At 62.1% G+C, this 24451-nt stretch carries 23 protein-coding genes and 2 pseudogenes; 11 read left to right on the top strand and 14 right to left on the bottom strand.

Annotated elements, in window-relative coordinates; translation table 11 throughout:
- Window positions 1–17: 17 nt before the first annotated feature.
- From A9X01_RS27635 to A9X01_RS27630, 3 genes and pseudogenes are all read right to left on the bottom strand, one after another.
- On the bottom strand, window positions 18–620 hold the full coding sequence (locus tag A9X01_RS27635) for a recombinase family protein (protein WP_065123756.1): 603 nt from the start codon (window positions 618–620) through the stop codon (window positions 18–20).
- 208 nt (window positions 621–828) lie between these two features.
- Window positions 829–939: pseudogene (locus A9X01_RS32105) on the bottom strand (Helicase associated domain protein); the annotation flags it as partial.
- A gap of 151 nt (window positions 940–1090) precedes the next feature.
- Entirely contained in the window at window positions 1091–2278 is a 1188-nt protein-coding gene (locus A9X01_RS27630; RefSeq protein WP_155772321.1) for a hypothetical protein, read from the bottom strand.
- Between the two features lie 80 nt (window positions 2279–2358).
- Between A9X01_RS27630 and A9X01_RS27625 the strand changes: the two genes are divergently transcribed.
- The 5 genes and pseudogenes from A9X01_RS27625 to A9X01_RS27605 all read left to right on the top strand — a co-directional run.
- Complete coding sequence (locus A9X01_RS27625) at window positions 2359–3894, top strand: NAD(P)/FAD-dependent oxidoreductase (RefSeq protein ID WP_065123754.1); 1536 nt, start codon at window positions 2359–2361, stop codon at window positions 3892–3894.
- 52 nt (window positions 3895–3946) lie between these two features.
- Window positions 3947–4651, top strand: coding sequence for a TetR/AcrR family transcriptional regulator (locus A9X01_RS27620; RefSeq protein ID WP_081282669.1), 705 nt, complete (start codon window positions 3947–3949; stop codon window positions 4649–4651).
- A gap of 131 nt (window positions 4652–4782) precedes the next feature.
- A complete protein-coding gene (locus tag A9X01_RS27615; protein ID WP_253849449.1) occupies window positions 4783–6663 on the top strand; it encodes a flavin-containing monooxygenase in 1881 nt (626 codons plus the stop codon).
- Window positions 6664–6757: 94 nt separating this feature from the next.
- Window positions 6758–7963: a cytochrome P450 gene (locus A9X01_RS27610; protein ID WP_065123752.1), complete on the top strand. Its 1206-nt coding sequence runs from the start codon at window positions 6758–6760 to the stop codon at window positions 7961–7963.
- 76 nt (window positions 7964–8039) lie between these two features.
- Window positions 8040–8384 (top strand): annotated as a pseudogene (locus A9X01_RS27605) (adenylate/guanylate cyclase domain-containing protein); the annotation flags it as partial.
- 102 nt (window positions 8385–8486) lie between these two features.
- Here the strand turns inward: A9X01_RS27605 and A9X01_RS27600 are convergent.
- The 4 genes from A9X01_RS27600 to A9X01_RS27585 form a co-directional block, all read right to left on the bottom strand.
- A complete protein-coding gene (locus A9X01_RS27600) occupies window positions 8487–8882 on the bottom strand; it encodes a nitroreductase family deazaflavin-dependent oxidoreductase (RefSeq protein WP_065123750.1) in 396 nt (131 codons plus the stop codon).
- Between the two features lie 268 nt (window positions 8883–9150).
- On the bottom strand, window positions 9151–9960 hold the full coding sequence (locus A9X01_RS27595) for an SDR family NAD(P)-dependent oxidoreductase (RefSeq protein WP_065123749.1): 810 nt from the start codon (window positions 9958–9960) through the stop codon (window positions 9151–9153).
- Window positions 9961–10059: 99 nt separating this feature from the next.
- Complete coding sequence (locus tag A9X01_RS27590) at window positions 10060–10734, bottom strand: TetR/AcrR family transcriptional regulator (protein ID WP_065123748.1); 675 nt, start codon at window positions 10732–10734, stop codon at window positions 10060–10062.
- Window positions 10727–11980, bottom strand: a complete 1254-nt coding sequence (locus A9X01_RS27585) for a cytochrome P450 (protein WP_065123747.1) — start codon at window positions 11978–11980, stop codon at window positions 10727–10729. The genes A9X01_RS27590 and A9X01_RS27585 overlap by 8 nt, the downstream gene beginning before the upstream one ends.
- Before the next feature lie 859 nt (window positions 11981–12839).
- On the opposite strand from A9X01_RS27585, the gene A9X01_RS27580 reads away from it, so the two are divergent.
- Together A9X01_RS27580 and A9X01_RS27575 are read left to right on the top strand one after the other, a co-directional pair.
- Complete coding sequence (locus A9X01_RS27580) at window positions 12840–14180, top strand: phosphotransferase (RefSeq protein WP_253849445.1); 1341 nt, start codon at window positions 12840–12842, stop codon at window positions 14178–14180.
- Between the two features lie 180 nt (window positions 14181–14360).
- A complete protein-coding gene (locus A9X01_RS27575; protein ID WP_155772320.1) occupies window positions 14361–14876 on the top strand; it encodes a hypothetical protein in 516 nt (171 codons plus the stop codon).
- An 86-nt stretch (window positions 14877–14962) separates the two neighbouring features.
- Here the strand turns inward: A9X01_RS27575 and A9X01_RS27570 are convergent, their stop codons facing one another.
- The 3 genes from A9X01_RS27570 to A9X01_RS27560 all read right to left on the bottom strand — a co-directional run bounded on the left by A9X01_RS27570 (window position 14963) and on the right by A9X01_RS27560 (window position 17221).
- The gene (locus tag A9X01_RS27570; protein WP_065123744.1) at window positions 14963–15772 is read right to left on the bottom strand and encodes a DUF1906 domain-containing protein; all 810 of its coding nucleotides are present in this window, start codon (window positions 15770–15772) and stop codon (window positions 14963–14965) included.
- A 112-nt stretch (window positions 15773–15884) separates the two neighbouring features.
- Window positions 15885–16232, bottom strand: coding sequence for a hypothetical protein (locus A9X01_RS27565; protein ID WP_253849443.1), 348 nt, complete (start codon window positions 16230–16232; stop codon window positions 15885–15887).
- An 86-nt stretch (window positions 16233–16318) separates the two neighbouring features.
- Window positions 16319–17221 (bottom strand): fumarylacetoacetate hydrolase family protein, encoded by a 903-nt coding sequence (locus A9X01_RS27560; RefSeq protein WP_065123743.1) that lies wholly within the window; start codon window positions 17219–17221, stop codon window positions 16319–16321.
- Window positions 17222–17332: 111 nt separating this feature from the next.
- Between A9X01_RS27560 and A9X01_RS27555 the strand changes: the two genes are divergently transcribed.
- Both A9X01_RS27555 and A9X01_RS27550 read left to right on the top strand, forming a co-directional pair.
- Entirely contained in the window at window positions 17333–17959 is a 627-nt protein-coding gene (locus tag A9X01_RS27555) for a TetR/AcrR family transcriptional regulator (protein WP_065123742.1), read from the top strand.
- A gap of 80 nt (window positions 17960–18039) precedes the next feature.
- Complete coding sequence (locus A9X01_RS27550) at window positions 18040–18666, top strand: VOC family protein (RefSeq protein ID WP_065123741.1); 627 nt, start codon at window positions 18040–18042, stop codon at window positions 18664–18666.
- Window positions 18667–18868: 202 nt separating this feature from the next.
- On the opposite strand, the gene rnhA is transcribed toward A9X01_RS27550, so the two are convergent.
- The 4 genes from rnhA to A9X01_RS27530 all read right to left on the bottom strand — a co-directional run bounded on the left by rnhA (window position 18869) and on the right by A9X01_RS27530 (window position 22759).
- Window positions 18869–19378, bottom strand: a complete 510-nt coding sequence (gene rnhA, locus A9X01_RS27545; RefSeq protein WP_065123740.1) for a ribonuclease HI — start codon at window positions 19376–19378, stop codon at window positions 18869–18871.
- 95 nt (window positions 19379–19473) lie between these two features.
- Window positions 19474–20850, bottom strand: coding sequence for an aromatic ring-hydroxylating oxygenase subunit alpha (locus tag A9X01_RS27540; RefSeq protein ID WP_065123816.1), 1377 nt, complete (start codon window positions 20848–20850; stop codon window positions 19474–19476).
- Between the two features lie 19 nt (window positions 20851–20869).
- A complete protein-coding gene (locus tag A9X01_RS27535; protein WP_065123739.1) occupies window positions 20870–21775 on the bottom strand; it encodes an SDR family NAD(P)-dependent oxidoreductase in 906 nt (301 codons plus the stop codon).
- Between the two features lie 87 nt (window positions 21776–21862).
- Entirely contained in the window at window positions 21863–22759 is an 897-nt protein-coding gene (locus A9X01_RS27530) for an enoyl-CoA hydratase/isomerase family protein (protein ID WP_065123815.1), read from the bottom strand.
- A gap of 71 nt (window positions 22760–22830) precedes the next feature.
- Here A9X01_RS27530 and A9X01_RS27525 point away from each other — a divergent pair, with 71 nt between their 5' ends.
- The gene (locus A9X01_RS27525) at window positions 22831–23268 is read left to right on the top strand and encodes an SRPBCC family protein (protein WP_065123738.1); all 438 of its coding nucleotides are present in this window, start codon (window positions 22831–22833) and stop codon (window positions 23266–23268) included.
- A 42-nt stretch (window positions 23269–23310) separates the two neighbouring features.
- The coding region (locus A9X01_RS27520; RefSeq protein ID WP_065123814.1) for an amidohydrolase family protein at window positions 23311–24451 on the top strand (1141 nt) is incomplete at its 3' end.

The following is a 24451-nucleotide window of genomic DNA, read 5'->3' as shown; positions in this document are numbered from 1 at the left end:
AGAGGCGCAGCATCCTCTCAATCGCCTGCAGCAGTCTCTTCGGCCAAAACGCGGTAAACGGTCGCCCGGCTCACGCCGAGGGCGTTGGCAATCGTGCTCGCCGACTCACCGTTAGAGTGCATCCGCTGTGCCAGACCGGCTTTCTTCGCATCGAGCGCCTTGGGGCGTCCGATGTGCTGGCCGCGTATCCGGCGTGCCTCACGCGCCGCTGCTCGACGCTCACGGCCTAACTCAAGCTCAAGCTCGGCAAGGCTGGCCAGTACTCCGGCCACCATTCGGCCGGTCGCGTTGGATGTGTCAATTCCTTCGCGCAGCGACTTCAAGGCGATCTCGCGGTCACGCAGCTCGCGAATCGTTGTCATGACTTCGGCGGCATTGCGGCCCAATCGATCTATCCCGACCACGACGATTGCGTCACCGGCTCGTGCGTAGTCAAGCAATGCGGCTAGGCCGGGCCGCTGCTCGCGTGTCGACGTGCCGGACAGCTTGTCGCGATAGACCCGGTCAGGGTCGACCCCTGCTGCAGTGAGGGCGTCCAGTTGTTGGTCGAGGGACTGGTGGCCGGTGGAGACGCGGGCGTATCCGATTTGAACACCGGTGAGAGCGGTAGCGGTGGTCATGCATTAAGTTTGTCGCAAAAGTCTCAGAAGCACAAATATTGGGACAATGGTTCTGAGGCAACTTTTGCGACAGTACGACGTGGACTTTCTTCTGCAGCAGTAGGACCTGCGGGGCCTGTCTCAGATCTAAAGTATTGAGACGAGCACCACGAATTTGGGGCAGCGTTGTCCGGTTGTCCGCCACGGACCGGGTTCAGTGGGCGATGCGTTAGCGCACTCGCCAAACCCGCCCGTTGGCCTTCTTGAGACGGCGCTCCCGGTCGGGCTTTAGGGCGCCCTGCGCATAGTTACGGCGTTGGGCAGCGACCCATGTCCCGAGATGGAAAACCTCGACGGAGTACTACTGCGGGACCAGAGCATCGCCGGATTCCTCGACGTATTTCAGGAGGAGGTCGTATGGTCGGTCCCAAGAGTCGGCCTTCGGCGTCCATGTGGATCTGCCGATCGAGTTTTGAACCGCATAGACCGCATCAGGCGACGGATCCGGTCGGTGCGAGAGAGCTGGCCGCATCCGAACGGGCATGCCGCCGAAGCGTATAGGCGCCCGCGGCGAGCGCGATTGAGAGGATGTAGGTGATCACAGCGAACGTCAGCGACCCGGTAGGGTCTCCGGCAGGCGTCACCCCGTTGTGAGCCGCCAGATACGCCGGCAGAGCGGCGGCCCAGAAGATGCCCCCGAAAACTAGATACACAAACACGCACACTGCTGTGAAGTAGTCGCGTTCAACACCTTCGGGCACGATCGAGGGGTCCCGTTGCCGCGCCCTGTAGGCCCCAACGAATGCGAACGCGGTAATTAGTGCGGCGCCCACGATGAGCAACCAGGTGGCGATGAATCGGCCGGTTTGTTGCGACGTGCCGATGCCCAGCACGATCGACAGCGCGCTGCTGAGGACCATCAGTGGCCAGACTCCCAAGCTGGCAATGATCACATCGCGCACGATATGCCAGCCGCCGCGACTGGGCTTGCGGGCGAGCAACCGAGCTACGAATGCGACTGCAAACGGCACGATCAGCGAGAAGCCCTCCAAACTCGCATACGGAACCACGCCTAAAGATGGCTTCGCCGTTGCTATTTCGGTGTTCCACACCCACCATCGCCACTGCGGGCCGACAGTGTCAATGACCTCGAACAGGCACAGGAATCCGAACGCAACGCAGGTTGCTCCGACGAATGCGTTGTACTTCTTGAAGATTCCGGTCCGTTGCACGAGTGCATAGGCGACGTAACCGAACACCGGATACATGGCGACGATGTAGAGCGGCAGCCGGTCGTACAGGAACTGCACAGAGAACTGACCGTGGGCGAACACCAGGCCGATCTGTCTATCAAGTCGGAACCACTGGGGGAAATAGGTGATCGGTTCGACCAGCAACAGAGCCAGCACGAGCGCGCTCCACACCACCAGGTTGGACGAGTCGCCGCGCCGCCGGTACCACAGAACGGCGTGCATTAGGCATGCGATCGCGCCGGCGATCAACAGCACCTCGATCACGGGAAATGTCCAGTTCTGCAATGACAGCGGGCTGTGAACGGTGATGAATGGGTTGCCATCGCACCGGACGCCTTGCAGCGGCGCGGTCAGGCGGGCGAACTCGGCGGTGCAGGTATTCACACTGAAGTTCCTTGGGCTGATCTCGCGGACAGGCTTGCGCAAGCTTATGCCGCTGATAATAATCAGACAAGTCTGTTGGATATCTGCTAGCCTTGGGGTCAGGCCGTCAGGGAGGAGGGTTCATGGGCGAGGACAACGATTGCGCGGGGGCGAACGCCGGGCATGCTGTGGTGATCGGAGCCAGTATCGGCGGCTTATGCGCCGCGCGGGCCCTTCAGCACCGGTTTGCCAAAGTCACCATCCTGGAAGCGGACTCGTTACCCACCAGGCCGCAAGGTCGGCGCGGGACGCCGCAAGCCTGGCACAATCATTTCCTGCTCGCCGCCGGCCGAGAAGCAATCGAAACCCTGTTCCCCGGGTTCACGCATCGGCTGACCGACAACGGCGGTTGCGAGATCGACCCCGGCCTTCAGGCGGCCAACTGCCTGATCAACGGCTGGGCGCCTCGGTCGCAGACCGACATGCGGATGTACTTCGCGTCCCGTCCGATGATCGAGATGACCATCCGCGGGTTCGTGGCCAGCGATCCCGGCATCACCCTCATCGAGGGCGCGCGGGTGGACCACTTGCTGTCTCGAACCGATATCGGCGGGCCCATTATCGCCGGGGTGTTGTACCGGGATGCCGCCGGTCAGACACGGGAATTGGCGGCCGACTTCGTGATTGACGCCGGTGGACGAGGCAGCAGGGCAGCGAAGTGGATGAAAGAGTTCGGTCAGGAACCCGCGGAGCTGACGCTCGACGCGAAGGTCAGCTATTCGTCGCGTTGGTATCGCTGGCCGACCGGCGATCTTCCGTGGTACCGATTCCTGACGACGTTCCCCGACCCCGACCACCACGCGCCCGAGCCCCATCAGTACCTCTGCTCGGTTTTTCCGATCGAGGACAACAGTTTCATCGCGGTGATGGGATCCTGGGGTCTGAAAATGCCCACCGATGTGGAGTCCTACGAGACCGCGGCGACCAAGACCAGAACTCGCGAGTTCTCGCGCCTGCTGATTGCTTCCGAACCGCTGACCGGCGTTCACCACACGCGCTCCACACGCAACGTCTGGCGCCGATTCGACCGTCTCGATGCTCCGCCAAGGGGTTTCATCGCCCTCGGGGACGCGGTGTGTGCTTTCAATCCCATCTACGCGCAGGGCATGTCTTGCGCATCGACCGCGGCAGTGATGGTGCGACGCCTCTCCGATGCCATAGATCCGCGCTCGGCGGAGTTTCCGAAGGCTTTCTATGCGGAGCAAGCAAAGTTCCTGAAGGGCGCCTGGACGTTGGCGCTCAGCCGCGACGCCGGCTATGAACAAGCGAGCGGCAGCGAGGCGCTACCGGAAGGCTTTCGCAAGCGCCTGATGCGGAGGACCACCTGGCCGGTGTTTCACTTCATTTCGCAGGCGTGCTGGGAGGACGAAGCGGTCCACACCCACTTCGACAGGGTGTACAACCTGCAGGAAACGGTGTTCGACCTGCTGAGGAATCCGCGGGTGCTGGCCGGGCTGGCGCGCTATGCCGTCAAGGCATGGTTAGGCCTGAGCAAGATTCCGCCGGCCACCGCGCCTCAATTACCCCCTCCCGACACCGATTACACCGAGCTAAGGAACAGAGCCTTGGGAAAAAGGCGTAAGTCCCGAATCGCACAGAAAGATTCGAAATGTGCGTGATGCCACCGCGGCTGTGTAAAACAGGGCTCACGATGGCGGTCGGGTAATTTCGATGAATGTTGGCATTAGACGGGACCGGCGAGACGGAATGGTGTCGCCCATGAGTGGCCCAGGACGCCACAAGGTGACGCGACGGCGCAGCGGGCCCGCCAAACAACTCGGACGCCCCCCGGGCAGCTCGGCGGAAGAGACGGTCGCGCGGCTTGTGGAGGCCGCACAAGTCCACTTCGGGACGCATGGCTATTCGGGTGCTCGGATGACCGAAATCGCTGCAGCCGCAGGTATCACCCACTCATCCACCTACCAGTACTTCGCATCCAAACGCGAGCTGTACCAAGCCGCCTTTCATGCCGCGTTGGCGGAATTGCTGCCCGAATACATGGATGCGATCAACATCGACGGGCCGCTGCGAGAAAAGATCAAGGCGATCTTTCTGGCGTCTGCGCGCACGCACGAACGCAAGCCGACGATCACTCCGTTCCTCGCCTCAATTCCGATCGAGATCAGGCGCCATCCCGATTTGGTGCCGTCACTGCAGGAAGGCGCCGAGCTTCTCACAGCGTTGATCGAGATGTTCTCTCAGGCCCGCCGGCACGGTGAAATCCCCACAGAAGCAAACGATATGGATCTCATCATGGCTTTCCTCGGCTCCGCCATGGGTATCGGTCTGCTCAGCCACGGGCTGCCCCAAAGCAAGATGGGAGCCGCAGTAGACATCTTGCTGGCCGCCTTCGACGGCGAGCTGTTCAAGGACTAAAGGTGCACGCCGACGGTGTAGTGGAAGGGATGGTTACCGACGCTCGCCCAGGACGCGTGCGCTTAGCCGGCACTGCCGCGGACGACCACGCCGACGCGTTAATTGGTCTGCCGTTCGAGGACTCCGACGAAATGATCCGCTCGGCGATCGCTGATGCCAGTGTTCCGGCCCTATTGATGTCGATGGTGCATATGACGGGCGACCTGGGTCTGCTCGACGAACTCCCGCGGCCCTTCATGCTGATCGCGATGGACTTGCAGGGCGGCATGAGCGAGGCCGACAAACGGGTGGTCCGCGACCGGGCGTTCGAGGTGGTGCGCGATTACTGTGACCGCGGCTGCCCGCCCCCCTTTGTCCCGGACTCCGACCAGATGCGCGTGATGCTCGATGCCATGTCAGCCGGTCAGGTGACGGAAGAATACATCGACTACATCGCCGCCGACCTGCGATTTACCGATGCCGATCAGTGCGGACCGCCGCTCGCGTCAAAACCGGAGCAGCGCAGCGATTTCCCCGTTGTCGTGATCGGATGCGGCGAGGCTGGTGTGCTGGCCGCGATCAAGCTGAAGCAGGCCGGCTTCCCCTTCACGATCGTCGAAAAGCAAGCGGGGGTAGGCGGCACCTGGCAGGCCAACCGCTATCCAGGCTGCCGGGTCGACATCGCAAATCAGTATTACTCATACTCGTTCGAACCCACCGACCACTGGTCGCACTTCTACTCCGAGCAACCGGAGATCCTGCAGTACCTGAAAGATGTGGCGAATCGGCATGGCATCACCCCGCATGTGCGCTTCTCCACCACGGTTACTGCTGCTGAGTGGGACGACAGCTCCGCGACCTGGCGGGTGAGCGTCCGTACGGGCGACGGAGCAGAGGAAACACTATTCGCGCGTGCGCTCGTCTGCGCCGTCGGCCAGTTCAGCAACCCCGTGATTCCAAACATCAAAGGCGCCAATGACTTCAGCGGGCCTTCGTTCCACACCGCCGACTGGCACGACAATGTAGAGCTCAGCGACAAGCGCGTGGCCGTGATAGGTGCGGGCGCCAGCGGATTTCAACTAGTTCCGGCCATCGCGGAACGCACCAGACACGTCGACGTCTACCAACGCACTCCACAATGGATGGCGCCCAACGTCAACTACCACAAACCGATCGGCGACGGCGCCAAATGGGCGGTACGCCACCTGCCGTACTACGCGCGCTGGCTGCGGTTCGTGTCGTGGTGGCCGATCACCGACGCCGCACAGGAGCTGGTGATAATAGACCCCGGTTGGGACACCGGCGGAAAGTCCTGTAGCAAGGCGAATCATGCGGTTCGCGAGTTGTTCATCGCCTGGATGCGGTCCTTCACCGACGACGCGGAGCTGCTGGCGAAGGTTACCCCCGACTACCCGCCGATGGGCAAGCGGACGTTGCAGGACGACGGAACCTGGCTCAAGACGCTGCAGCGAGACGACGTCGAGCTCATCACCGACGGCATCGCCGAGATCACCCGCGACGGGGTCACGACAGTCGATGGGGCTCACCGCCGCGCTGACGTGCTGGTCTGGGCCACCGGTTTCGACGTAAACCATCAGCTCGGCCCGATCGACGTGCGCGGGCTGGACGGGCTGGCGCTCAACGACATTTGGGGCGATGCGGCGTACGCCTATCTGGGCATCACGGTGCCAGGGTTTCCGAACTTTTTCTGTATGTACGGTCCCGGCACAAATGCCGTCAACGGAGCCAGCATCATCTACAACTCCGAATGCCAAATGCGCTATGTCATGGGATGCATCGACATGGTGCTCGCCGGGGGCTTCGGGTCGGCCATGCCAAGAGCTGACGTTTGCGACGACTACAACCGCCGGAACCAGGACAGGTTAAAGACGATGGTGTACACCCACCCGAAAGTCGTGAGCTACTACAAAAACTCGGCGGGTGCCGTTCCGACGCTGTATGGCTTCCGAATCGTCGACTACTGGAAGTGGACCAACCGTCCTAATCCGGACGACTACGAACTGCGGCCCTAGAAGGTGCCGGGCAGAGGAGGAACGGGTGGCTGGCAAGCGCTTTCTGCACCGCCACGTCCAAATCGATCAGCCTGAAAACTAATCGGAGGTGTGCATGACCACCACCATCCCGGAGATTGATCTAGCGGACGGCACTTTTTACGCCAGCCCGGACGCTCGCGAAGTGTATCGGTGGCTGCGGCATAATCAGCCGGTCTTCCGAGATCGCAACGGCATGGCAGCCCTGTCGACTTACCGGGCGATACTCGATGCCGAGCACGATCCGCAACTATTTTCCAACGCTGGCGGCGTTCGTCCCGACTATCCACCGATGCCGTTCCTGATCGATATGGACGATCCGGAACACTTGCTCCGACGCAAGCTGGTCAAAACAGCCTTCAGCCGCCGGAGTGTGCACACGCTTAAGCAATCGATCGAAGACATTTGCGACGGACTCATCGATGCGGTGTGCGAGCGTGGCCACTGCGACTTCGTGGCCGACATTGCAGCCCCGCTACCGATGATCGTGATCGGCGACATGCTCGGGATCCTGCCAAGTGACCGCGACATGCTCCTGCGCTGGTCGGACAACTTCATGGCCATCGGCTCTCATCTGGACGAACCCGCACTCGACGCGACGATGGAGGATTTCCAGTCCTTTACGGACTTCTGCACGGAAGCGATTGCCCAACGTCGCCGCGAGCCTGGCGATGACCTCATCACCAACCTGGTCTACGCCGAAATCGACGGTCAGCACCTCAAGGACGACGAAATCGTCATGGAAACCTTGCTCATCCTGTTAGGCGGTGACGAAACAACCCGCCACACACTCAGCGGAGGCACCGTTGAACTTGTCCGCAACCCCCACCAGTGGCAGGCGCTGCAGAACGACCCGGGACTTCTCGCCACCGCGATCGAGGAAATGCTGCGCTGGACCTCACCGGCCAAGAACATGTGCCGAACCGTTACCGCCGACACCGAGGTGCACGGAACAAAACTGCAGCGCGGGGAAAAGGTCGTCCTGCTTTTCGAATCGGCCAACTTCGACGAAACCGTCTTCGGCGACCCCGACTGTTTTCGGATTGACCGTCGTCCCAATAACCACCTGACATTCGGATTCGGGCCGCACTTCTGTCTGGGCAATCAGCTAGCGCGGGCCGAAATTTCGGCAATGATCGACCGCGTTCTGCATAGGCTCCCCGATCTTCGGCTTGCCGATGGCGCCGACCTTGCGCTGCGCCCATCTAATACGGTCGTCGGACTTGAAACGATGCCAGTGGTGTACACCCCAACCTCGCCCATCGCCATGCCTCTCGGGTAGATGCGAGGACTATCGAAACCGAGTCGTCCGCAGAGCACGTTTTGCATGGTGTCTTTGTTAATAATCCGACAAGACTGCTGCAGTGATGATTCACCGCCTTATTACCGAGCGATTCGGTGGAGAGCTTCGCATCGGCATCGGGATCAACACCGGGGTGGTGATTGCCGGAACCATTGGCGGCGGGGGCAAGTTGGAGTTCACCCTCATCGGTGACACCGTCAACGTGGCAGCCCGCGTCGAGCAACTCACTAAAACCACAGGCGACGCAATCCTCCTCACGCAGGAGTGCGTCGACGCGCTGGCGTCTCCACCGCCCGGACTGATCGACCGGGGATTCCATGTCCTGAAGGGGAAGTCAGCCGCAGTGCAGGTATTCGGCCTCGACCAAGAGTCGGACGTGCGGGCTGGCCTCCCTTGCTAGCAAAGTGAATCAAAACTCTGTCGTGACCACCGCAACTCGCGACATCGACGGTCGACTGCTCCGGGCGACCCAATGTCAATTTCTTCGTTCCACTGCCCAAAGTCACTGCTTGGAATTGACTTTGGTCAACACCAGCGCCGCTTCGTTGTACGGAAACAGGCGGTAGAACACACCAGATGGCCCTGTAACGAGCTTTGCGGCCTCAGCCTTACTCAGAAGGCGGGGATTGGCTAGCGCGATACTCTTGCCGCGCTTGTGCAGCACCGCCCGTCCACCGGCAAATACATTTTTTAACCAGTCCGATTTCAGCCCGTACCCGATGAGAACGACGTAGCCGTCGCGGGTGGGAAAAGTCAACAGCGGCGTTCGGTAAGGCTTGCCAGATTTGCGTCCGACATGTTCGAGCGTCCCTTGCCCTGGAAGCCACGGCGTGATCGACCGAGCCGCTGGATTGGTGACTCGACTATTGAAGTTTGCGACGGCCCTTGGCACCCGCATGGAACCCCCTCGTTCACAACCAAGCTCGAAATGAACCAGTACCCGACTGAGCACAACTATGAACAATCCGTGTTCGAGTTGCCAACGGTGCGTCGATCTGAAACGTCGATGACCCTTCTACCCTGACCTGGGCATCGGCAACCCGCCGCAAGGATCATTACGGCACTCGCTGACATTTGAGCCGGCCTGCCAACAGCCGGTTTCCACCGCCCCGCAAGCCGCCCACGCGAGTTTTAGAACCCGGTGTGCCTAGCCATAAGACAGCAGATCAGGCGGCGGTGGACTGCATCCGACGTTTTTGCTTAAGCATGGCTTTTGCGACGAGCATCGACAACGCGGGCGAGAACCGCTCCAGGTACCAGAATGCCTTCCACCACGTCGGCAACACAATGATTGCGTCTCCCCGCAACACGGCACGGCGGGCGCGCTCGGCGAACCGTTCGGGTTTTGAAGTTTCTAGAAAGCGTTCTATTGGTCCTGGTGCCATCCCCCGATGTCTCTCCGTTAGCACCATCGGAGTCGAGACCATGCCAGGACAAAGCACCGAAACCTGCACGCCGTGGCGCTCGGCCTCGATGCGCAACGACTTGGAGATCCCGACAACGGCGTGCTTGGTGGCGGTGTAGCTGGCCGGCGCTGCGCCGGTGGCGAGACCGGCGATCGAGGCTGTGTTCACGATGTGGCCGGAGTGCTGCCCGATCATGATCGGATAGACCGCCTGGATGCCGTGCACCACACCGCGCAAGTTCACATCGAACACGTCGTTCCAGTCATCGAGCGTGTACGAGTCGACCTCACGGTCGACCAAAATGCCTGCGTTGTTAAACAGGTAGTCGATCCGCCCGGACTGCCCTACCGCCTCGGCGACGGCACGCTCGAACGATGGGTAGCTGCGCACATCCAGCTCAATCGCGTGCGCCTTTGTGCCACCCCTGTTGAGGCGTTGCGCCAGGTCCTGCGCCGAGTCGACCTGACGATCGGCGATCCAGACCTCGGCGCCCCCATCGACCAACTTGGTCGCCAACGCGGCGCCAATGCCGGACGCCCCGCCGGTAACGAACGCAACCTTCCCCGACACGCTCGATGCCCTTGACGAACGATAATCGCTCGCCCTTGCAGGGTAATTGCAAGCCTGTCCGTCAGGTAGTCGCACCGTCGGCGGCCTCTCGTCCGAAGTTCACGATTCAGCGCACCTGTCCGGCTCGATGTGCTCGTCCGATGATGCGTGCCGTTCGTGGACCGGCAACGACGTCATGCGTGGATAGAGGATCGCTGGACCGAGCCATCGCGCAACAAAGCGGCGTAGTGCGATTCCGTCGCGCTGCCGCTGCCCGGGATCGGTCAGGAGAGAATGCACTGTGCGCAAGGTCATTTCGGCAAGCTCATTGAGCGCGGTGGTGTCGAAGCCGTGAAGCTTCCAATCGACATCGAGGCGGTGGAAGGCCGACAAGCAGAAAATGATCGCTGTGTCGGAGGTGAGCGAGATGGCAGCTTCGCCCTCAGGGGTCTGGGTAAGCAAGCTCTCCAACTGTGGATCGCCGGTGAGGTTCTCGACTGCGAAGGAAATTATTTCGACGATCGCAGTGACCGGGTCATTGAGGCCGCTGACGTGGTCCACAACTTGGTCGATGAAACCGTTGACCGCACGCATCGCGCTGGCGATGAGCAGCGCGTCGGCGTTGGGAAAGTACCGGTATACCGTCTGACGAGTGACTCCGAGCCTTCGGGCGACGTCGGCAAGCCGTAGCGCCGATCCTCGTTCAGCGATCACGTCGTCTACCGCATCCAGAATGCGGGCGATTGCCTCCTCGTCCGAGGCGGGTGTGACACCCGCCCAGCCGCGACTACGCATCCGCTGCCACAAGCATTTCGCTGTCGAACTCAATCTCAAGTGTCTTCGGCCCGGTCATACCGAGCAGGGATTTCCACGGCGCAGGAGCGATGCGGTGGGGTGCAGTGAGACGTCGGGTGAGGATTGTGAGTGCTTCCGCCAATTCCCGGCGTGCGAGGTTCGCCCCTAGGCAGTAGTGCGCGCCACCACCGAAAGTCAGAATCGCAGGCACGTCCTTACGCGCGATGTCGAACCGATCTGCATTCTCATAAATCGCTGGATCACGGTTGGCTGCAAAGGTATTCACGACAACGAAGGTCCCTGCCGGGAACGTGTACCCACCAAATTCGGCATCCTCGGTAGCGGCTCGCACCGCGACACAGACCGCCGGCGAGTGCCGCATGGTCTCCTCGACCGCCTGCATCGCAAGCTCTGGCTGGTTGCCCAGCTTCGCCCATTGATCCGGATGCTCGCACAGCACCTGCACCGAAGCGGCCAGTTGGTGTCGGGTGGTGTCCGTCCCCGCCATCAGGAAGCCAGCCACCAACATGCGCAGTTCATCGAGATTGAGCCGGTCGCCCTCGTTTTCGGCGCGGATAAGCTCAGACAGCAAATCATCAGTCAGGTGGCTGCGGCGTGCGGCGACCATGTCATCGACGTAGGCGTCCAGTTCGCTCCACGAGCGCATGATCGCGGCTTCATCGAAGTTGGCGTCGGGCTGAATGTTGAAAGCCTTGAAGATTTCGTCGGTCCACTGTGCGAAAAGATGCCAGTCTTCCCGAGGCGCACCGATCAGCGCACACATGATCGGGGTGGGATAGGGCCGCGCGATATCGTTCACGACGTCGCAACGACCGACCTCTACTACTTGATCGATCAGCGCGTTCACCACCTCATGAATCGTGTCCTGTAGAGGTGACGTCGCGCGCGGAGTGAACGCCCTGGACACCAGTTTGCGTAAGCGAGTATGTGGCGGGCCATCGAGACCCAGAAGGCTGCTCATCAGCTTGTCGTACAGCGGGCCTGAGGTGACGCCCTGTGCTGCCAGGGACAAGCCGGGTGGCAGCCTGAATCTGCTGTCGCGCAGCATATCCCGCGCCAGACCGTAGGACAGTATTTCCGGACCGAGAGGGCCAATGGCGATGGGCGCACGCGATTGCGCAGTTCGCACGTCTTCGAGGATGTCCTGCGGTGTGGCGGTGAAGTCGTAGCTGAACGTGGGGAGGCCAGCTTCGAAGACGCTGGGCGCGGCAGTGTTCACGTTCATCGCGATGTCTCAACTTCCACTAGGCCCTCGTTGCGGGCGTCCCCGACATACTTTCTAAAAGCGTATGACCATTACCCCCCAACGGTCAATGACTGCCGATATTTATCGGGTTAGGGCAATATGCCGCCTACGCTGATCATACAATGTGTCCGGATACGTCCGTATTGATGGGCCGCAGTTCTAGCGAAGGGATCTCGCCGCAAGACCCCGCCGAGGCGAACACAGCACTGGATACGGACTGCCCTGATCGAGTCTGAGTGGACCTTGAATTGACGGGTGTGTGGGCGTAACGACTAGTTCCGGCCCGACCAGTAGTCGCGTCATTCGGCGCTTCCCCATCGGCCCGTCCTCTCCCGTCCGATGGCCGGGGGCCACGATAACCGCGAGTACCGACAGGCCGGCGCGCTCGGTCGTGGGCTTTCCGAGTTGCAGGCGCACCGGGCGCCGAGGGGCGCTGCGGTGTGCTGGCCGTGTTGGGGGGTCGGTAGCAACCATGTTTCGTACCCAAACCGGTACCCAAACCAGGCACGAATTCGCCTATATCCGGCAATGTTCGCTGATCGCATGAAGAGCTATCTAGCTGTAATAACGTGCATTCCGCGGATATCAGCGAACATGTCCGATCACACTCGCAGTGTGGGGGTCAGGGGTTCGAGTCCCCTTAGCTCCACTTCATTTTCGCAGGTCAGAGACCTAAGCAGGCCTCAAGAATCCCGTGTCAACCATTTGTAACCCTCGTCAAGGCATCGCTTGGCTCGGGCTCATCCCTCGTTGACTTCCCGCGGGAGCCAATCGGGCACCCCGCGTCTGATCGCCGTCGATTCGCAATACAGATATACGGCATATGTATCATTGCCCAGTGTCCGGCCCAGTCGAAGACTCTGTGATCGAAGCCTGGATCACGGGAAACATCGGTCCCGTCCGCACCATCGAGCGCCAGCAACGTTGGCGGCCAGCGTGGTTCGTGACCGCGGCACATGACGATCAAGAAATACGCCTCTATGTCCGGGGCGATCGCGAAGGCTTCGGGTTTGCGACAGTCTCAGCCGAGGCGGCCGTGCTGCGCGTGATGAAAGCGCACGGCATCGCGGTTCCGCACATCTACGGGGAGATCCCCGAAGCGTCAGCGGTCGTGATGGACTGGCTGCCCGGCGCTGCCAGTCCATGCAGCGACATCGAACCCCAGCAGATCGACGCGGTGATGGACGATTACATCGATGCGCTGGTCAGCGCCCACCGCATCGATCCGACTGCCTTTGCCGCCGCAGGCCTGCCCATACCAACCGACCCCGAAGCCGTCGCACTCGACTACCTCGAGACATTCGTGACGCGCTATCGAGACTTCAAGCAGCGCCCGGAGCCGTTGCTTGAGTTCGCCATCGGCTGGCTGAGGCGCCACGTGCCGTCGCATCGCACCACCCCGCGTTTCGTGCTGGGCGACACCGCCCAATTCATGTACGCCGACGGCCGGATCACCGGGTTGATCGACGTCGAGCTCGCCCATATAGGTGACGTCTTCCATGACCTCGCGGGCCTTCGATTGCGCAACGTGACCGAACCGATGGGTGACCTGGGTCGCCTGTTGCGCCGCTATGAGCAATGCTCAGGCGTACCCCTGGACCGTGCGGCGATCGAATTCCACACCGCCAAGTTCGCGCTGTGCACCCCGCTGGGAGTGGCGATAGTCCTGCACTTGGACCTGCCCTTGACCGACATCGTTCAGTACATCGAGTGGTTTCATCTTCTGTCACTGCACACGATCGAATCCATCGCGCAGCAGGCCGGCGTCCCCCTGTCGACGGTGTCGCTTCCTGACCCCATGCCGACTTCCTATCCCGGGGCAATCGCCGGGCTGCCCGGCATGATCGAGTCGCTGGATGTGCTGCCGGGCATCGCCGAACACCAGCGCCGGTGCGCCTCGACCGTCGCCCAATTGGCCCACCGGGTCGCCACATACGGCCACGCCATCGACGCCGCGGATCTCGATGACCTCGAGGAATTACTCGGGGAACGGCCCGCCGACCGGGCGGCCGGCGATCAGGCCTTGGAGCGTGCCGTGCTGGCGGCAGCGCCTGAGCAGGATCCCGCACTGATCGTGCTTCTCCATCGCCGGGTGATGCGTCAGCTCTTGCTCATCGAACCGATGCTGACCGGAGGACGAATCGGACACGTCACACCCTTGAGCGAATTGCTCGAGTGATTTCTGCGCACAGTCGGGGGGAGCTCCTCGCCCGCTCGTCATAGAACGACAGGTCGCGCACCCGGCATCTCGGCCTGCGCCGGCGTGATGAAACTTGGATTTGACCACTGATTCCCCGGCCTTTGGTCGGGGTTTTGTATTCCTGTTGGAAGTGGATGCTGTCCGCGATATCAGGGTCTCTTGACCGAGGCGGCAGGAGTTCAATGGTCCACAGCCGTGGTCATCCGACTCGACTGCCCGAATAGTGGTGCCGAAACTAGAGAGAGGCTCGCGGTGTACCTGCAATTCCGCGAGGAGTTTGACCTTCCCGCGCACCGAATTTTCCCGTACTTCGCTACCCCGGCGGACTGGGCCACTCTTTATGGCGCGGCCGGTGATACCAAGACCAAAGGCGATGGTTGGTACGCCGTTCCGTTGAAACGTTTCCCGTTTCCGCTCGTGGCCCGAAACGTGGCGGCACAGCCCGATCGGCTGGTGCGCTGGGTCTTCGGCGGGTTCTGGCGCGGTGTGGGCGAGGTGCAGCTGATCGAGTCCGGCCGCGGCACCGTTGTAGAGGGGTTCGAGTACATCACCGCGCACGGATTCTGGTCGCTGGCAACGGCTTTCGAAGAGTGTTTCATGACCGCAGAGTTCGAGCGGATCTGGGCACTCGGCTGGAACCGGATCCGCCGCAACGAAGAGCAGTATCGCAGCTGACCAGCTACCTCAGTGCCGCGCTGCCGTAATGTCACAGAGAACAGGTATCACCCGCCGCCAGCCATGGCTGGACTTCGATGCTGGACTCAAGGATGCAGATTCCACTGCCCGCAATCCGCGGCAAGGACGTCGTTGACGTCGACTTCCTCTCCGCCAACTTTCGGCCCTGGATTCGACGCCGTACTCACCACCCGTTGGTAGAGCACCGCGCCCGGGTAGATCTGTCCCTCGGACCAGGCCTTGGTCTGCCAGGCCCACCGACGGCCAGGGGTGCGTGAGTTCCCGATGACGCCGTCGTCGGCCGCCCACTTGCACACATCGATGCCGCCGTAGACGCCGGTGCGCTGGACCCCTAGTACCGAGTTGATTCCGCGAAACCACTTCAGCGCCACGTTTTTCCAGGTGTCGTGGTTGATGTCCTCGTCGATGGTGAAGAAGATCGGGGCACTCTGACCGCCGCCCGCGGCGGTGTGCAACTTCCAGGCGGTGCGAGCATCGGCGACGCCGCCGTCGAACCCGCGTTTGAAGTCCGATGGTGCACTGCCACCCGGCTTGCCGTATTGGTAGTTGCTGACGATCATCAGCCCAGCGGCGGTCAGTTGCTCGGCGTAGGGCCGAGTGATCGGCTTGGCGCCGAACGACGAACCGGGCCGCGACAGCGAGACGTAGTTGATGACACCGTGGTAACCGGCGGCCCGAATGTGCTCCGCCGGGATTTGACGCGCCGCGAAGTCGATCAGCTTGGGTGCGGCGGCAGCCGACGCAGGGACGGCGGCGCCGCAAGTGGCTGCGTACAACCCCGGCAGCGCAGAAATAGCCGCCGCATACCGGAATACGTCACGCCGGGTGATCGGGCGTGATCGCCGGCAGCACGATTCACACGACAACTCCTGCATCGCGCGATGTTAACTATGTGATTTCAGTTAACAGAAGTGGTGTGTCGTGGCTGATATCAAATCGGTCTGTGTGGTTGACCGGGCCGAGTCCCAAGCAACGGCGGCCGGTCTGCTAACAACGAATGGGTTCCCCGAACAGACCCGTACCGCACTCGAATGCGGACCCTGGCGGCGGGTTCGGCCCATCGAAGACATTGCTGGCGCCATTGTCGATGCTGCCGTCGAGGTTTCTGCTGGCCACATTGCCCATCCCCATGCGCACGTACTGCCAGGTGTGGCACACATTCATGTCCCACACGTAGACGGCGCCAGGCCCGGCCGGCGGATACATGGAGTCCCCTGGGCACCATTGATGAGGCACCGATGGGGCGGCCAGCGCGGTGCCCGTTCCCAAGCCCAGGCCTGCCGCCGTGATACCGACAGACGTCAGCGCTACGGCCAGCATCCGTGTGGTGTGCATTCTCATACCCCTCGTCTGTGCGCCGCTGCTCGCCGCGGCGTCGTTTCCGCGATTACACCGGTGCGGTAGCGCTACCGATCCCAAGTTCAGGTCTGTTTCGGCTCCGCGATGACGGTGTTCTCGATCTCACCGATCCCAGAAACTGACACTCGAACCCGATCGCCGGGGACAAGGTAGCGGCCGAATGGTGCCCCGATGCCCGCCGGAGTGCCGGTGGCGATGAGGTCCCCGGGCTCGAGCGTGCAGACCTGCGACACTGCGGCCACGATCTGTGCGGGAGACAGGGTTTGCTCTGCGAGACGTCCATCCTGGCGCAGCTCGTCATTGACCCAGGTGCGAATTACCGCCTCCTCTAGGTCGAAGTCGTCGACCGTGACGATCCATGGGCCGGTCGGGCCGTGGGTATCGAAACTCTTCCCCAGCCAGGTCTGGGGGGTGTTCCACTGCCAGTCCCGCACGGTGACGTCGTTGGTGACTGTCCAGCCCGCTATCGCGGCGGCCGCTTCTCCCTCGTCGGCGCGACGTATGCGCCGGCCGATGACCAGTGCGGCCTCCCCTTCATAGTCGACCTTCTCCGAATCACGTGGAATCCAGATGGGCCCGCGGGGCCCGGCGACGGAGTTGGTCTGTTTGTTGAACACCGCGGGGAATCGCGGTGCGGGGAAGGCTTTTTGGAGGTGCTCGTAGGAGCACCGCAATTCCATCATTTCCGGCGTCGCGGGAGCATTGAGTGCTTCATCGACGTGGTCTTTCGAATTGAAACCGATTGCGAGGAATTTGGGTGGCCGGGGGATCGGCGCGAGGAGCTCGACATCAGCCAGCGGCGTACCCTCGCGATCTTCGTACTGCTGCTGCAGCACCCGCCACCGCTCGGGGCCCGCCTCGAGAATCGGGACGATCGCGGTGGCTCCGTCGATGTGCACGACCCGGTCGTCTATGACCACCCCGATCGCCTCGCGTCCGGATGATGTGTACCTGCAAATCCGCATGGGGCGTCCGTTCTTCGAGGGCAGACTGTGCTGCGACCATAATTTATGTAGCGAACACTACAAAAAACAGTTATGGAATGTCAATTCCAAAGTTGGGGCTAGACTTCTGACATGACAAGCAACGCTGTCACCCCGAACAAGCGCGGGGCGCGCTCGCGCCAGATCGTGCTCGACGCCGCAGAGCGGGTGATCGCGGCCCAGGGCTATGCGACGGCCAGCCTCGCCAGCATCGTGGAGGAGGCGGGCATCCCGATGAGCTCGATCTACCACTACTTCGGATCGAAGGAGGGCGTGTTGCTCGCGGTGGCCGAGCGAGGCGCCGAGCGCTTGTACGCCAGTCTGCCCGAGGTGGCTGAGCGCGTTGGCACCCCGGAGGAGCATCTGAAAATGGTGCTGGACGTCGCAATTATGGCGCTCGAAAAGAATTCTGACTTCTTGCGTTTCGTACTCGTCATGGAAGTCCAGCCGCCGCCTGACACGGCTCGCGAGGTGCAAACGGTGGTGCGGCGGATGCGAGACGAGGTGCTGAGCCGGCTGCGCAACCAGGTGGCGATCGCCTTCGACATCTCGCCCCGCAGTACGGTCGCCAAGCGCCTTGCCCAGTTCGCACTGGCGGTCGTCGATGGCGCCTTCATCGCAACTCAGGGCGACCGACGAGTTACCCTTTCGCAACTCCTTCGCCACTTGCCCACGGCATTGGTCGCGATGCTCAATGCTATGGATAGAAATTGTAGTTGACACTACAAGAACATTTTTGTAACGTTGATTCCATAACAGGGGGCGCTGCGTAGCTACTCGAGCCGTGGAGGGATCAGTCGATGTCAAATCTCGATAGCGATGCGCGAACCAAAGCGCCTGCCTATCTGGCTCATTGGGTCGTCAAGACAGCTCGGGCCGGTGAGATGAAGGAGTGGTACTCGCATGTCTTCGGTGCGCGCGTCGTCCACGAAGACGCCCACATCGCCTTCCTGACCTGGGATGAAGAGAGCCATCGACTCGCTCTGGTCAAGATGCCACGCGTTCTGCGGCTGCTATTTCCCCTCGCCAGATGGCGGCGGAAGCTGTACGGCCTCGACCACCTCGCGTTCACCTTCGGCTCCCTGGCCGAACTGTTGAACAAATGGGAACAGTTGAAGGTGGTGGGGATCACGCCCGTCTGGGCGATCAACCACGGTCCCACGACATCGCTGTACTACGAGGATCCCGACGGGATCCGGTTGGAGTTCCAGGTAGAAAACTTCTCGAGCGCCCAGGACACCACCGACTACTTCAGCACAGAGCAGTTCGCCGACAACCCCTTTGGCATCATTTTTGACCCCGGCTATCTGCTTGAGCGCCTGCGCGCCGGCGTCCCGGAAGCCGAATTGCTGAAGGCAGGCGCGGGTACCCGCCCAGGGAGTCGGCAAGTCGCAGGTCGAAAAACGATCAACCTACGGACCCTGTGACGTCGAGCCGCTTGGCTCCGCCACTTGCGTGGGCGCCCCTGGCGGCCAACTGACGCGCAGTACCCGCACCGATGTCTTACGCGCCGCTGGTATGACGACCGCGCCCGCTGCGTGGACATCCGCCGGCCATGGCGGGTCAGTTGGTTGTAGCCCAACCGAAGTGGGCAGCATCACGACGATGGGATTGCCACAGAGGGTTCGGTTACGATGAGCAGCCCGTTGGAGTGCGGGTGCGCGATGTGGCCGTGGCGAGCGCGACCGCTTCGCGCATTCCCCTCAGTGCCAGCTGGTCGGCGAGCTCGTTGTCGGCCACTCCGGCGTGCCCCTTCACCCAGAACCACTCGACGCGATGGCGCGCACAGGCCGCTTGGAGTCGTTGCCAAAGGTCGACGTTCTTCACCGGCAGCTTCGCGGCCGTCATCCAGCCGTTGCGCTCCCAGCCGAGAACCCACTTGGTGATGCCGTTGCGGACGTACGTGCTGTCGGTGAATAAGTGCACTTCCACCGCGCGGGTCAGAGCCTCCAGCGCCATGATCGGCGCCATCAGCTCCATTCGGTTGTTGCTGGTCTGGCCGGACTCACCGCCGCACATCTCGCGGACATGCTGACGTTGGCGCAGCACGGCCCCCCAGCCACCGGGCCCGGGGTTGGGTCTGCACCCTCCGTCGGTATGGATCACGACGACATCCGCGGGTGGGAAAGCGGTGGGCATGGGCAGAGGATAAGCAATGTGCCGCGGCACCGGCTGCGCGACTCGCGAGTCGAGACCGTGCGAACCGGACGTTTTGAGGCGCGAGATCCGTCGAACTATCCGGCTCCGAACAGGAACCTGTCGGCGATCGCGTGTTCGTTGCGAATCGACATTTCCTGGACCGTGTTGAGCCAGAGCCTCTCGAAGCCCGCCGAATGCATGCCCGCGTGGATCGCGCCGATGTTCTGCAGATCCTGTGTCGGCAGCTCACCCCAGCCGTCGTGATCCTGCCAGCGCTCGAAGACCTGCCACGACGTCTCGGGTACCTGCCCGGCGGGGAAATGCTCCAGTGAAAACATCTCGAACGTGCACCGATTCGGATCCTCGGCGTCGGGCAGCATCCGGTATCCAAGCAGGCACGATTTCTCGACCAGGATCACCATCGTGGGAAACACATGCCAGTCACCGTTGCCGCCGAAGTACTGCTCCATCGACATCTTGGGGAAGTCGACACCCTCGGCAATAGCTAGCTCCTCGCACATCTGGTGATAGCGCAGGAACGGTGGAACTTCGCTGGGTTCGAGGGTGGCCAACTTCTGAGCGGCCCGATAGTCACGTTCGGTGACCAACGACCCGACCTCCAGGTACTGATACTGCATCGAGTTGGCGAATATCTCGGGCCGGGCGGCCAATTCCTGCCGGCCCTTGTCCCGGTCGGCGTGCTCGGGCCGCTGGGTGTACACGAAGCGCGAGTGGTTGGTGTACGTGATGGTTGGGGTGTAGGGAGCGTAGACGTACTCCTGTGGTGTGGCCGGCGTCGCCGACGGCCGTGGCCCTTCGGCCGATCGCATGGTCTGCGGGTGTGTGCCCGGTGTGTGGTATCCCTCGATGAACGCATCGATCACCGTCTTCCAGTTCGCCGGCAGATACGTGCGCTTGCGCCAGCGAAAGCGCATATCCTGCAGCCGAAAAGGCGCCAGTGCTGTGGGTAGCGGATCAAGCCATTCCAGCAGGTCCGGCGGATCGGACGCCATGCTGATAAATACCCAACCCCCCCAGGTGCCTACGGAAACAGATCGAAGTCCCCAATCGGCGCGCGGACGCGGCGCAAACTCCTCGCGGCACGGCACGAACGACGACCGCCCGTCCAGCCCGTACCGCCAGCCGTGGAACTCGCACCGAAACTCGTTGTCCGGCAGGGGGCCAACGCCGCGGACCAGCTTCATCCCCCGGTGAGCGCAGGCATTGTGAAAAGCCTTGATGGTGCCGTCCTTCTGGCGCACCACCACGATGGATTGCCGACCCACGGTGTATTCGTAAAAGTTACCCGCAGAAGGGATCTCTTCTTCCCGGCAGGCGGGCTGCCACACCTGGGTGAACAGTCGATCCAACTCCAATTGCAGGAATTCCGGATCGATGTAGCGGCTCTTGGGCACGAAGGTCTCTCCGCAGGCGAAGCGTGCGGGAACCTGCTCGGCAACTGACTCGGACATGGCCACCCTCCACCTCCGTTCAGCCGGCGGGCGGTTTGTCGAAGATATTGGGATACAAGACGGCTTCTTTGAACGACGTCTCGATTTCGGCGAAGGCGGTCGGGATGTCCCAAACGCCAGTGGCCGAGACGATTTCGCGTTCGACGACGGGATTCGACATCAGGCTGATCCGGCCATTGCCGGCGAAGATGACGCGCCTGTTCAGCCAGTCGGAGGCCGTGCTGGCCAGGTACACCACCGGCGGCACACAGTTCTTCGGGGACAGTCGCACATTGCTGTCCGAGTAGTCCATACTTCCGCCACCTTTGATGCCTTGAGTCATGCGGGTTCCGGCGATTGGTGCGATGGCATTGGAGCGGACCCCGTAATTGCGTAGTGCGTTGGCGCAGGAGAAGGTGAGCCCGACGATGCCCATCTTGGCTGCCGCATAGTTGGGTTGACTCGGCGCGCCCTGCAAGCCCGACATCGAGGAGAAGTTGATCAGGCGGTACTGGCCGCCCCGATTCTCGCGCCACCATGCTGCGGCGTGGCGGGTGATGTTGAAGGTGCCCTTGAGATGCACCGAAATCACGGCGTCCCAGTCAGCCTCGCTCATCTTGAACACCATGCCGTCGCGCAGGATGCCTGCGGCGTTGACTACGACATCCAAGCCGCCGAGGGTTTCGGCGGCTCGGTCGATGAGGTCTCTGCAGGCGGCGAAGTCGGTGATGTCGGTGGCGTCGGTGAAAGCCTTTCCACCGCCGGCCGTGATGGCGGCCACGACGCTTTCCGCAGGGCCGGAGTCGTGGCCGGTGCCATCGACGCTCACCCCGGCGTCGGACACCAGGACCGTCGCGCCCTCGGCCGCGAGTCCCTCGGCTATCGCTGCGCCGATACCGCGTCCGGCACCTGTCACCAGCGCGGTACGTCCGTCAAGCACACCCATTTGTCATCCAGCTCCTCGAAGGCGGGGGATCCGCTCCCAGCATACAGAACAGAAGTACACAAAGTGTATTGATGTGTATTGCGCCTGCTAGTCGAATCCCCACTGTTGGAAGCGGCGCTCCAGCTCGGCCATGGCCTCCCGTGCGCCGCGTTCGCCGCGCTCTTTCATGAAGTTGAACTCGTCGTCCCGCCAGGACAAGTTGCTGAATACCGTGTGCCCCATCGGAATCCAGTCGCCGAACTGCGCCATACCGACCGCGTGCCAGAACGCGATCAGGGCGTGCTTGCCTACCATCAGCCCGTCGGCCGAGTGGTGGGCGATGGCGCGGGCGTAGCGCATGGCCTCGTCGCGCAAAGAATCAACGGGTACCACTGACGCGGCGACCCCCGCATCGCGCAGCTCGGATGCGGGCACTTTGCGGCCCGTGATCATCGCCTCGTAGCCGCGGTTGGGACCGAGTTTGAGCAGCGCCAACGGCATGGCAGTCGAGAAGCCGGCAAAACCGATCCGTGCCTGCGGGCGAGCCAGGTACATGTCCTCGGCGACCACCAGGATATCCGCGGCCAGCGCCAGGTTCATGCCCGCGCCCAACGTTGCGCCCTGGCAGGCTGCTATCACCGTCTTGGGGAACTCCAGCCAATTCGTCAGATGCCGGTGCAAACGTCGTGCATTGCCGAGTCGAGCGGTCTGCGGCAGCCGTTTCCCTTTCTGCAGACCGGCTTTCTCCACCGGCAGCCGGCGCACATCATCGCCGCTGCAAAAGTCCTTACCCTCAGCGACCAGGACCACCACTTTGATGTCGTCATCCTCTTCGGCGAGGTTCAGGCGGTCTCTGAACAACCCATGCATGTCGGGGGAGAGGATCGCATTGCGCCGGTCCGGCCGGTTGATCACGATCTGCGCGATGTGTGGTTCGACGACCTCATAGCGCACCCAGTCGGGATCGACCTCGAACTCGGCTCCGGCGGGGGCCTCGGTGCTCATGGTGCACTCCTTCGGCAAGACAGTACACAAAGACACTAGTCGACTAACTGTCACACTGGTACGGTCGGCAAATGCCAACGTTGAGCGTCCGTAAGCGGCTCGAGGCTCCGGCTGGCACCGTCTGGGCGATCCTGGCTGACTTCGGCAGGGTCGATTGGATCCCCGGAGTGGGTGAGGTTGAGGTCGACGGTGACGGCCCGGGCATGTGTCGGCGTATCGGCGGGAGCGGCGGGACGCCGGTCGTGGAGACGCTGCTCTGGATAGAACCCGAGTCGCAGACGTTGTCCTATGAGATCACCGATAATCCGCTACCCGTGCAAAGATTCGTTGCAGTCGCGACAGTGTCGGAACCGGCCGGCGGTGTGCCGAATGGATCGACCGTCGCCTGGGAAATCGACTACGAGCCGGACGGGGACGACAGTGCCGCGCGGGAGGCGATCGAGGCCGTCTACGGCATGATGGCCGACTGGATAGACGACTATGCCAAGAGCTATCCCACACGGCGATAGAACACTTAGACACAATCTGTTAAGTAGCCTAATATGTAAGTTGTGATTGATCCCCTGGATCTCGTGCTGATCAGCGTCGACGATCACACCGTCGAGCCCCCAGACATGTTCGTCGGCCGGGTGCCGAGCAAGTTCGCCGAAGATGCGCCGCGCATCGTCGAGGATGCCAACGGCGTCTGCTTCTGGGTGTACGACGGCCTGCAGTTGCCCAACATCGGGCTCAATGCGGTCGCCGGCCGGCCGAACGACGAGTGGGGATTCGAGCCGTCGAGCTTTGCCGACATGCGCACCGGATGCTATGACGTGGACGCCCGCGTCGACGACATGAACGCATCGGGCGTGCTTGCTTCGCTGTGCTTTCCCTCCTTCCCAACCATTTCGGGAGCGCTGTTCACCTACCGGGGCGACCGGGAGGTGTCGGAGGCGATGGTGCGCGCCTACAACGATTGGCACGTCGAGGACTGGTGCGGCCGCCATCCCGACCGGTTCATTCCGATGGGCATTCTGCCGCTCTGGGACCCGAAACTGGCTGCTGCCGAAGTGCATCGGTTGGCCGGGCTGGGCTGCCGTGCTGTCACCGCACCACAGCACATCGGCAACTACGGTCAACCGCCCTGGCAGGACCCGCAGTGGGATCCGTTGTGGGAGGCAATCTGTGCCGAGAACACGGTGGTCAACATCCACATCGGCACCGGCGGTGGCCTACCGGTGCCGTCGGACCAGACGACCTACCTCGCCTACAATTCGATGTTGCCGCTGGACACCCAGCGGTTCACTGCCGATCTCTTGTTCTCGCCGATCCTGCGCAAATTTCCCACCATCAAGTTTTCCCTGTCCGAAGGCGGTATCGGCTGGATTCCGTTCCTGCTCGAACGATTCGAGGACATCTACTCACGCCAGCGCGCGTGGACCGGCGACGACCTCGGTGAGGGCCTGAGTCCAACCGATGTCTACCGCCGCAACTTCATGTCCTGCTTCATCCGCGACCGCGTCGGCATCGAGATGCGAGAGCGCATCGGTGTGGAGACCATCTGTTGGGAAATGGATTACCCGCACTCCGACAGCAGCTGGCCCGATGCGCCCGAGCAGCTGGCGGCCCAACTCGACGGGTGTACCCCGGACGAGGTGGAAGCCATCACGTGGAGGAACGCCGCGCGGGTGTTCGGCTACACCGGCGTCGACC

Source organism: Mycobacterium asiaticum (assembly GCF_001668675.1).
In the GTDB taxonomy this organism is placed as follows: Bacteria; Actinomycetota; Actinomycetes; order Mycobacteriales; family Mycobacteriaceae; genus Mycobacterium; species Mycobacterium asiaticum_D.
The sequence above is the reverse complement of the archived record's forward strand: the minus strand, read 5'-3'. Positions and strand labels throughout refer to the sequence as shown.

Coding starts and splice junctions, on each gene's coding strand:
- A9X01_RS27635 (WP_065123756.1), bottom strand. CDS start 620: ATGACCACCGCTACCGCTCTCACCGGTGTTCAAATCGGATACGCCCGC.
- A9X01_RS27625 (WP_065123754.1), top strand. CDS start 2,359: ATGGGCGAGGACAACGATTGCGCGGGGGCGAACGCCGGGCATGCTGTG.
- A9X01_RS27620 (WP_081282669.1), top strand. CDS start 3,947: ATGAATGTTGGCATTAGACGGGACCGGCGAGACGGAATGGTGTCGCCC.
- A9X01_RS27615 (WP_253849449.1), top strand. CDS start 4,783: ATGATCCGCTCGGCGATCGCTGATGCCAGTGTTCCGGCCCTATTGATG.
- A9X01_RS27610 (WP_065123752.1), top strand. CDS start 6,758: ATGACCACCACCATCCCGGAGATTGATCTAGCGGACGGCACTTTTTAC.
- A9X01_RS27600 (WP_065123750.1), bottom strand. CDS start 8,882: ATGCGGGTGCCAAGGGCCGTCGCAAACTTCAATAGTCGAGTCACCAAT.
- A9X01_RS27590 (WP_065123748.1), bottom strand. CDS start 10,734: ATGCGTAGTCGCGGCTGGGCGGGTGTCACACCCGCCTCGGACGAGGAG.
- A9X01_RS27585 (WP_065123747.1), bottom strand. CDS start 11,980: ATGAACGTGAACACTGCCGCGCCCAGCGTCTTCGAAGCTGGCCTCCCC.
- A9X01_RS27570 (WP_065123744.1), bottom strand. CDS start 15,772: ATGCAGGAGTTGTCGTGTGAATCGTGCTGCCGGCGATCACGCCCGATC.
- A9X01_RS27565 (WP_253849443.1), bottom strand. CDS start 16,232: ATGCACACCACACGGATGCTGGCCGTAGCGCTGACGTCTGTCGGTATC.
- A9X01_RS27560 (WP_065123743.1), bottom strand. CDS start 17,221: ATGCGGATTTGCAGGTACACATCATCCGGACGCGAGGCGATCGGGGTG.
- A9X01_RS27555 (WP_065123742.1), top strand. CDS start 17,333: ATGACAAGCAACGCTGTCACCCCGAACAAGCGCGGGGCGCGCTCGCGC.
- A9X01_RS27550 (WP_065123741.1), top strand. CDS start 18,040: ATGTCAAATCTCGATAGCGATGCGCGAACCAAAGCGCCTGCCTATCTG.
- rnhA (WP_065123740.1), bottom strand. CDS start 19,378: ATGCCCACCGCTTTCCCACCCGCGGATGTCGTCGTGATCCATACCGAC.
- A9X01_RS27540 (WP_065123816.1), bottom strand. CDS start 20,850: ATGTCCGAGTCAGTTGCCGAGCAGGTTCCCGCACGCTTCGCCTGCGGA.
- A9X01_RS27535 (WP_065123739.1), bottom strand. CDS start 21,775: ATGGGTGTGCTTGACGGACGTACCGCGCTGGTGACAGGTGCCGGACGC.
- A9X01_RS27530 (WP_065123815.1), bottom strand. CDS start 22,759: ATGAGCACCGAGGCCCCCGCCGGAGCCGAGTTCGAGGTCGATCCCGAC.
- A9X01_RS27525 (WP_065123738.1), top strand. CDS start 22,831: ATGCCAACGTTGAGCGTCCGTAAGCGGCTCGAGGCTCCGGCTGGCACC.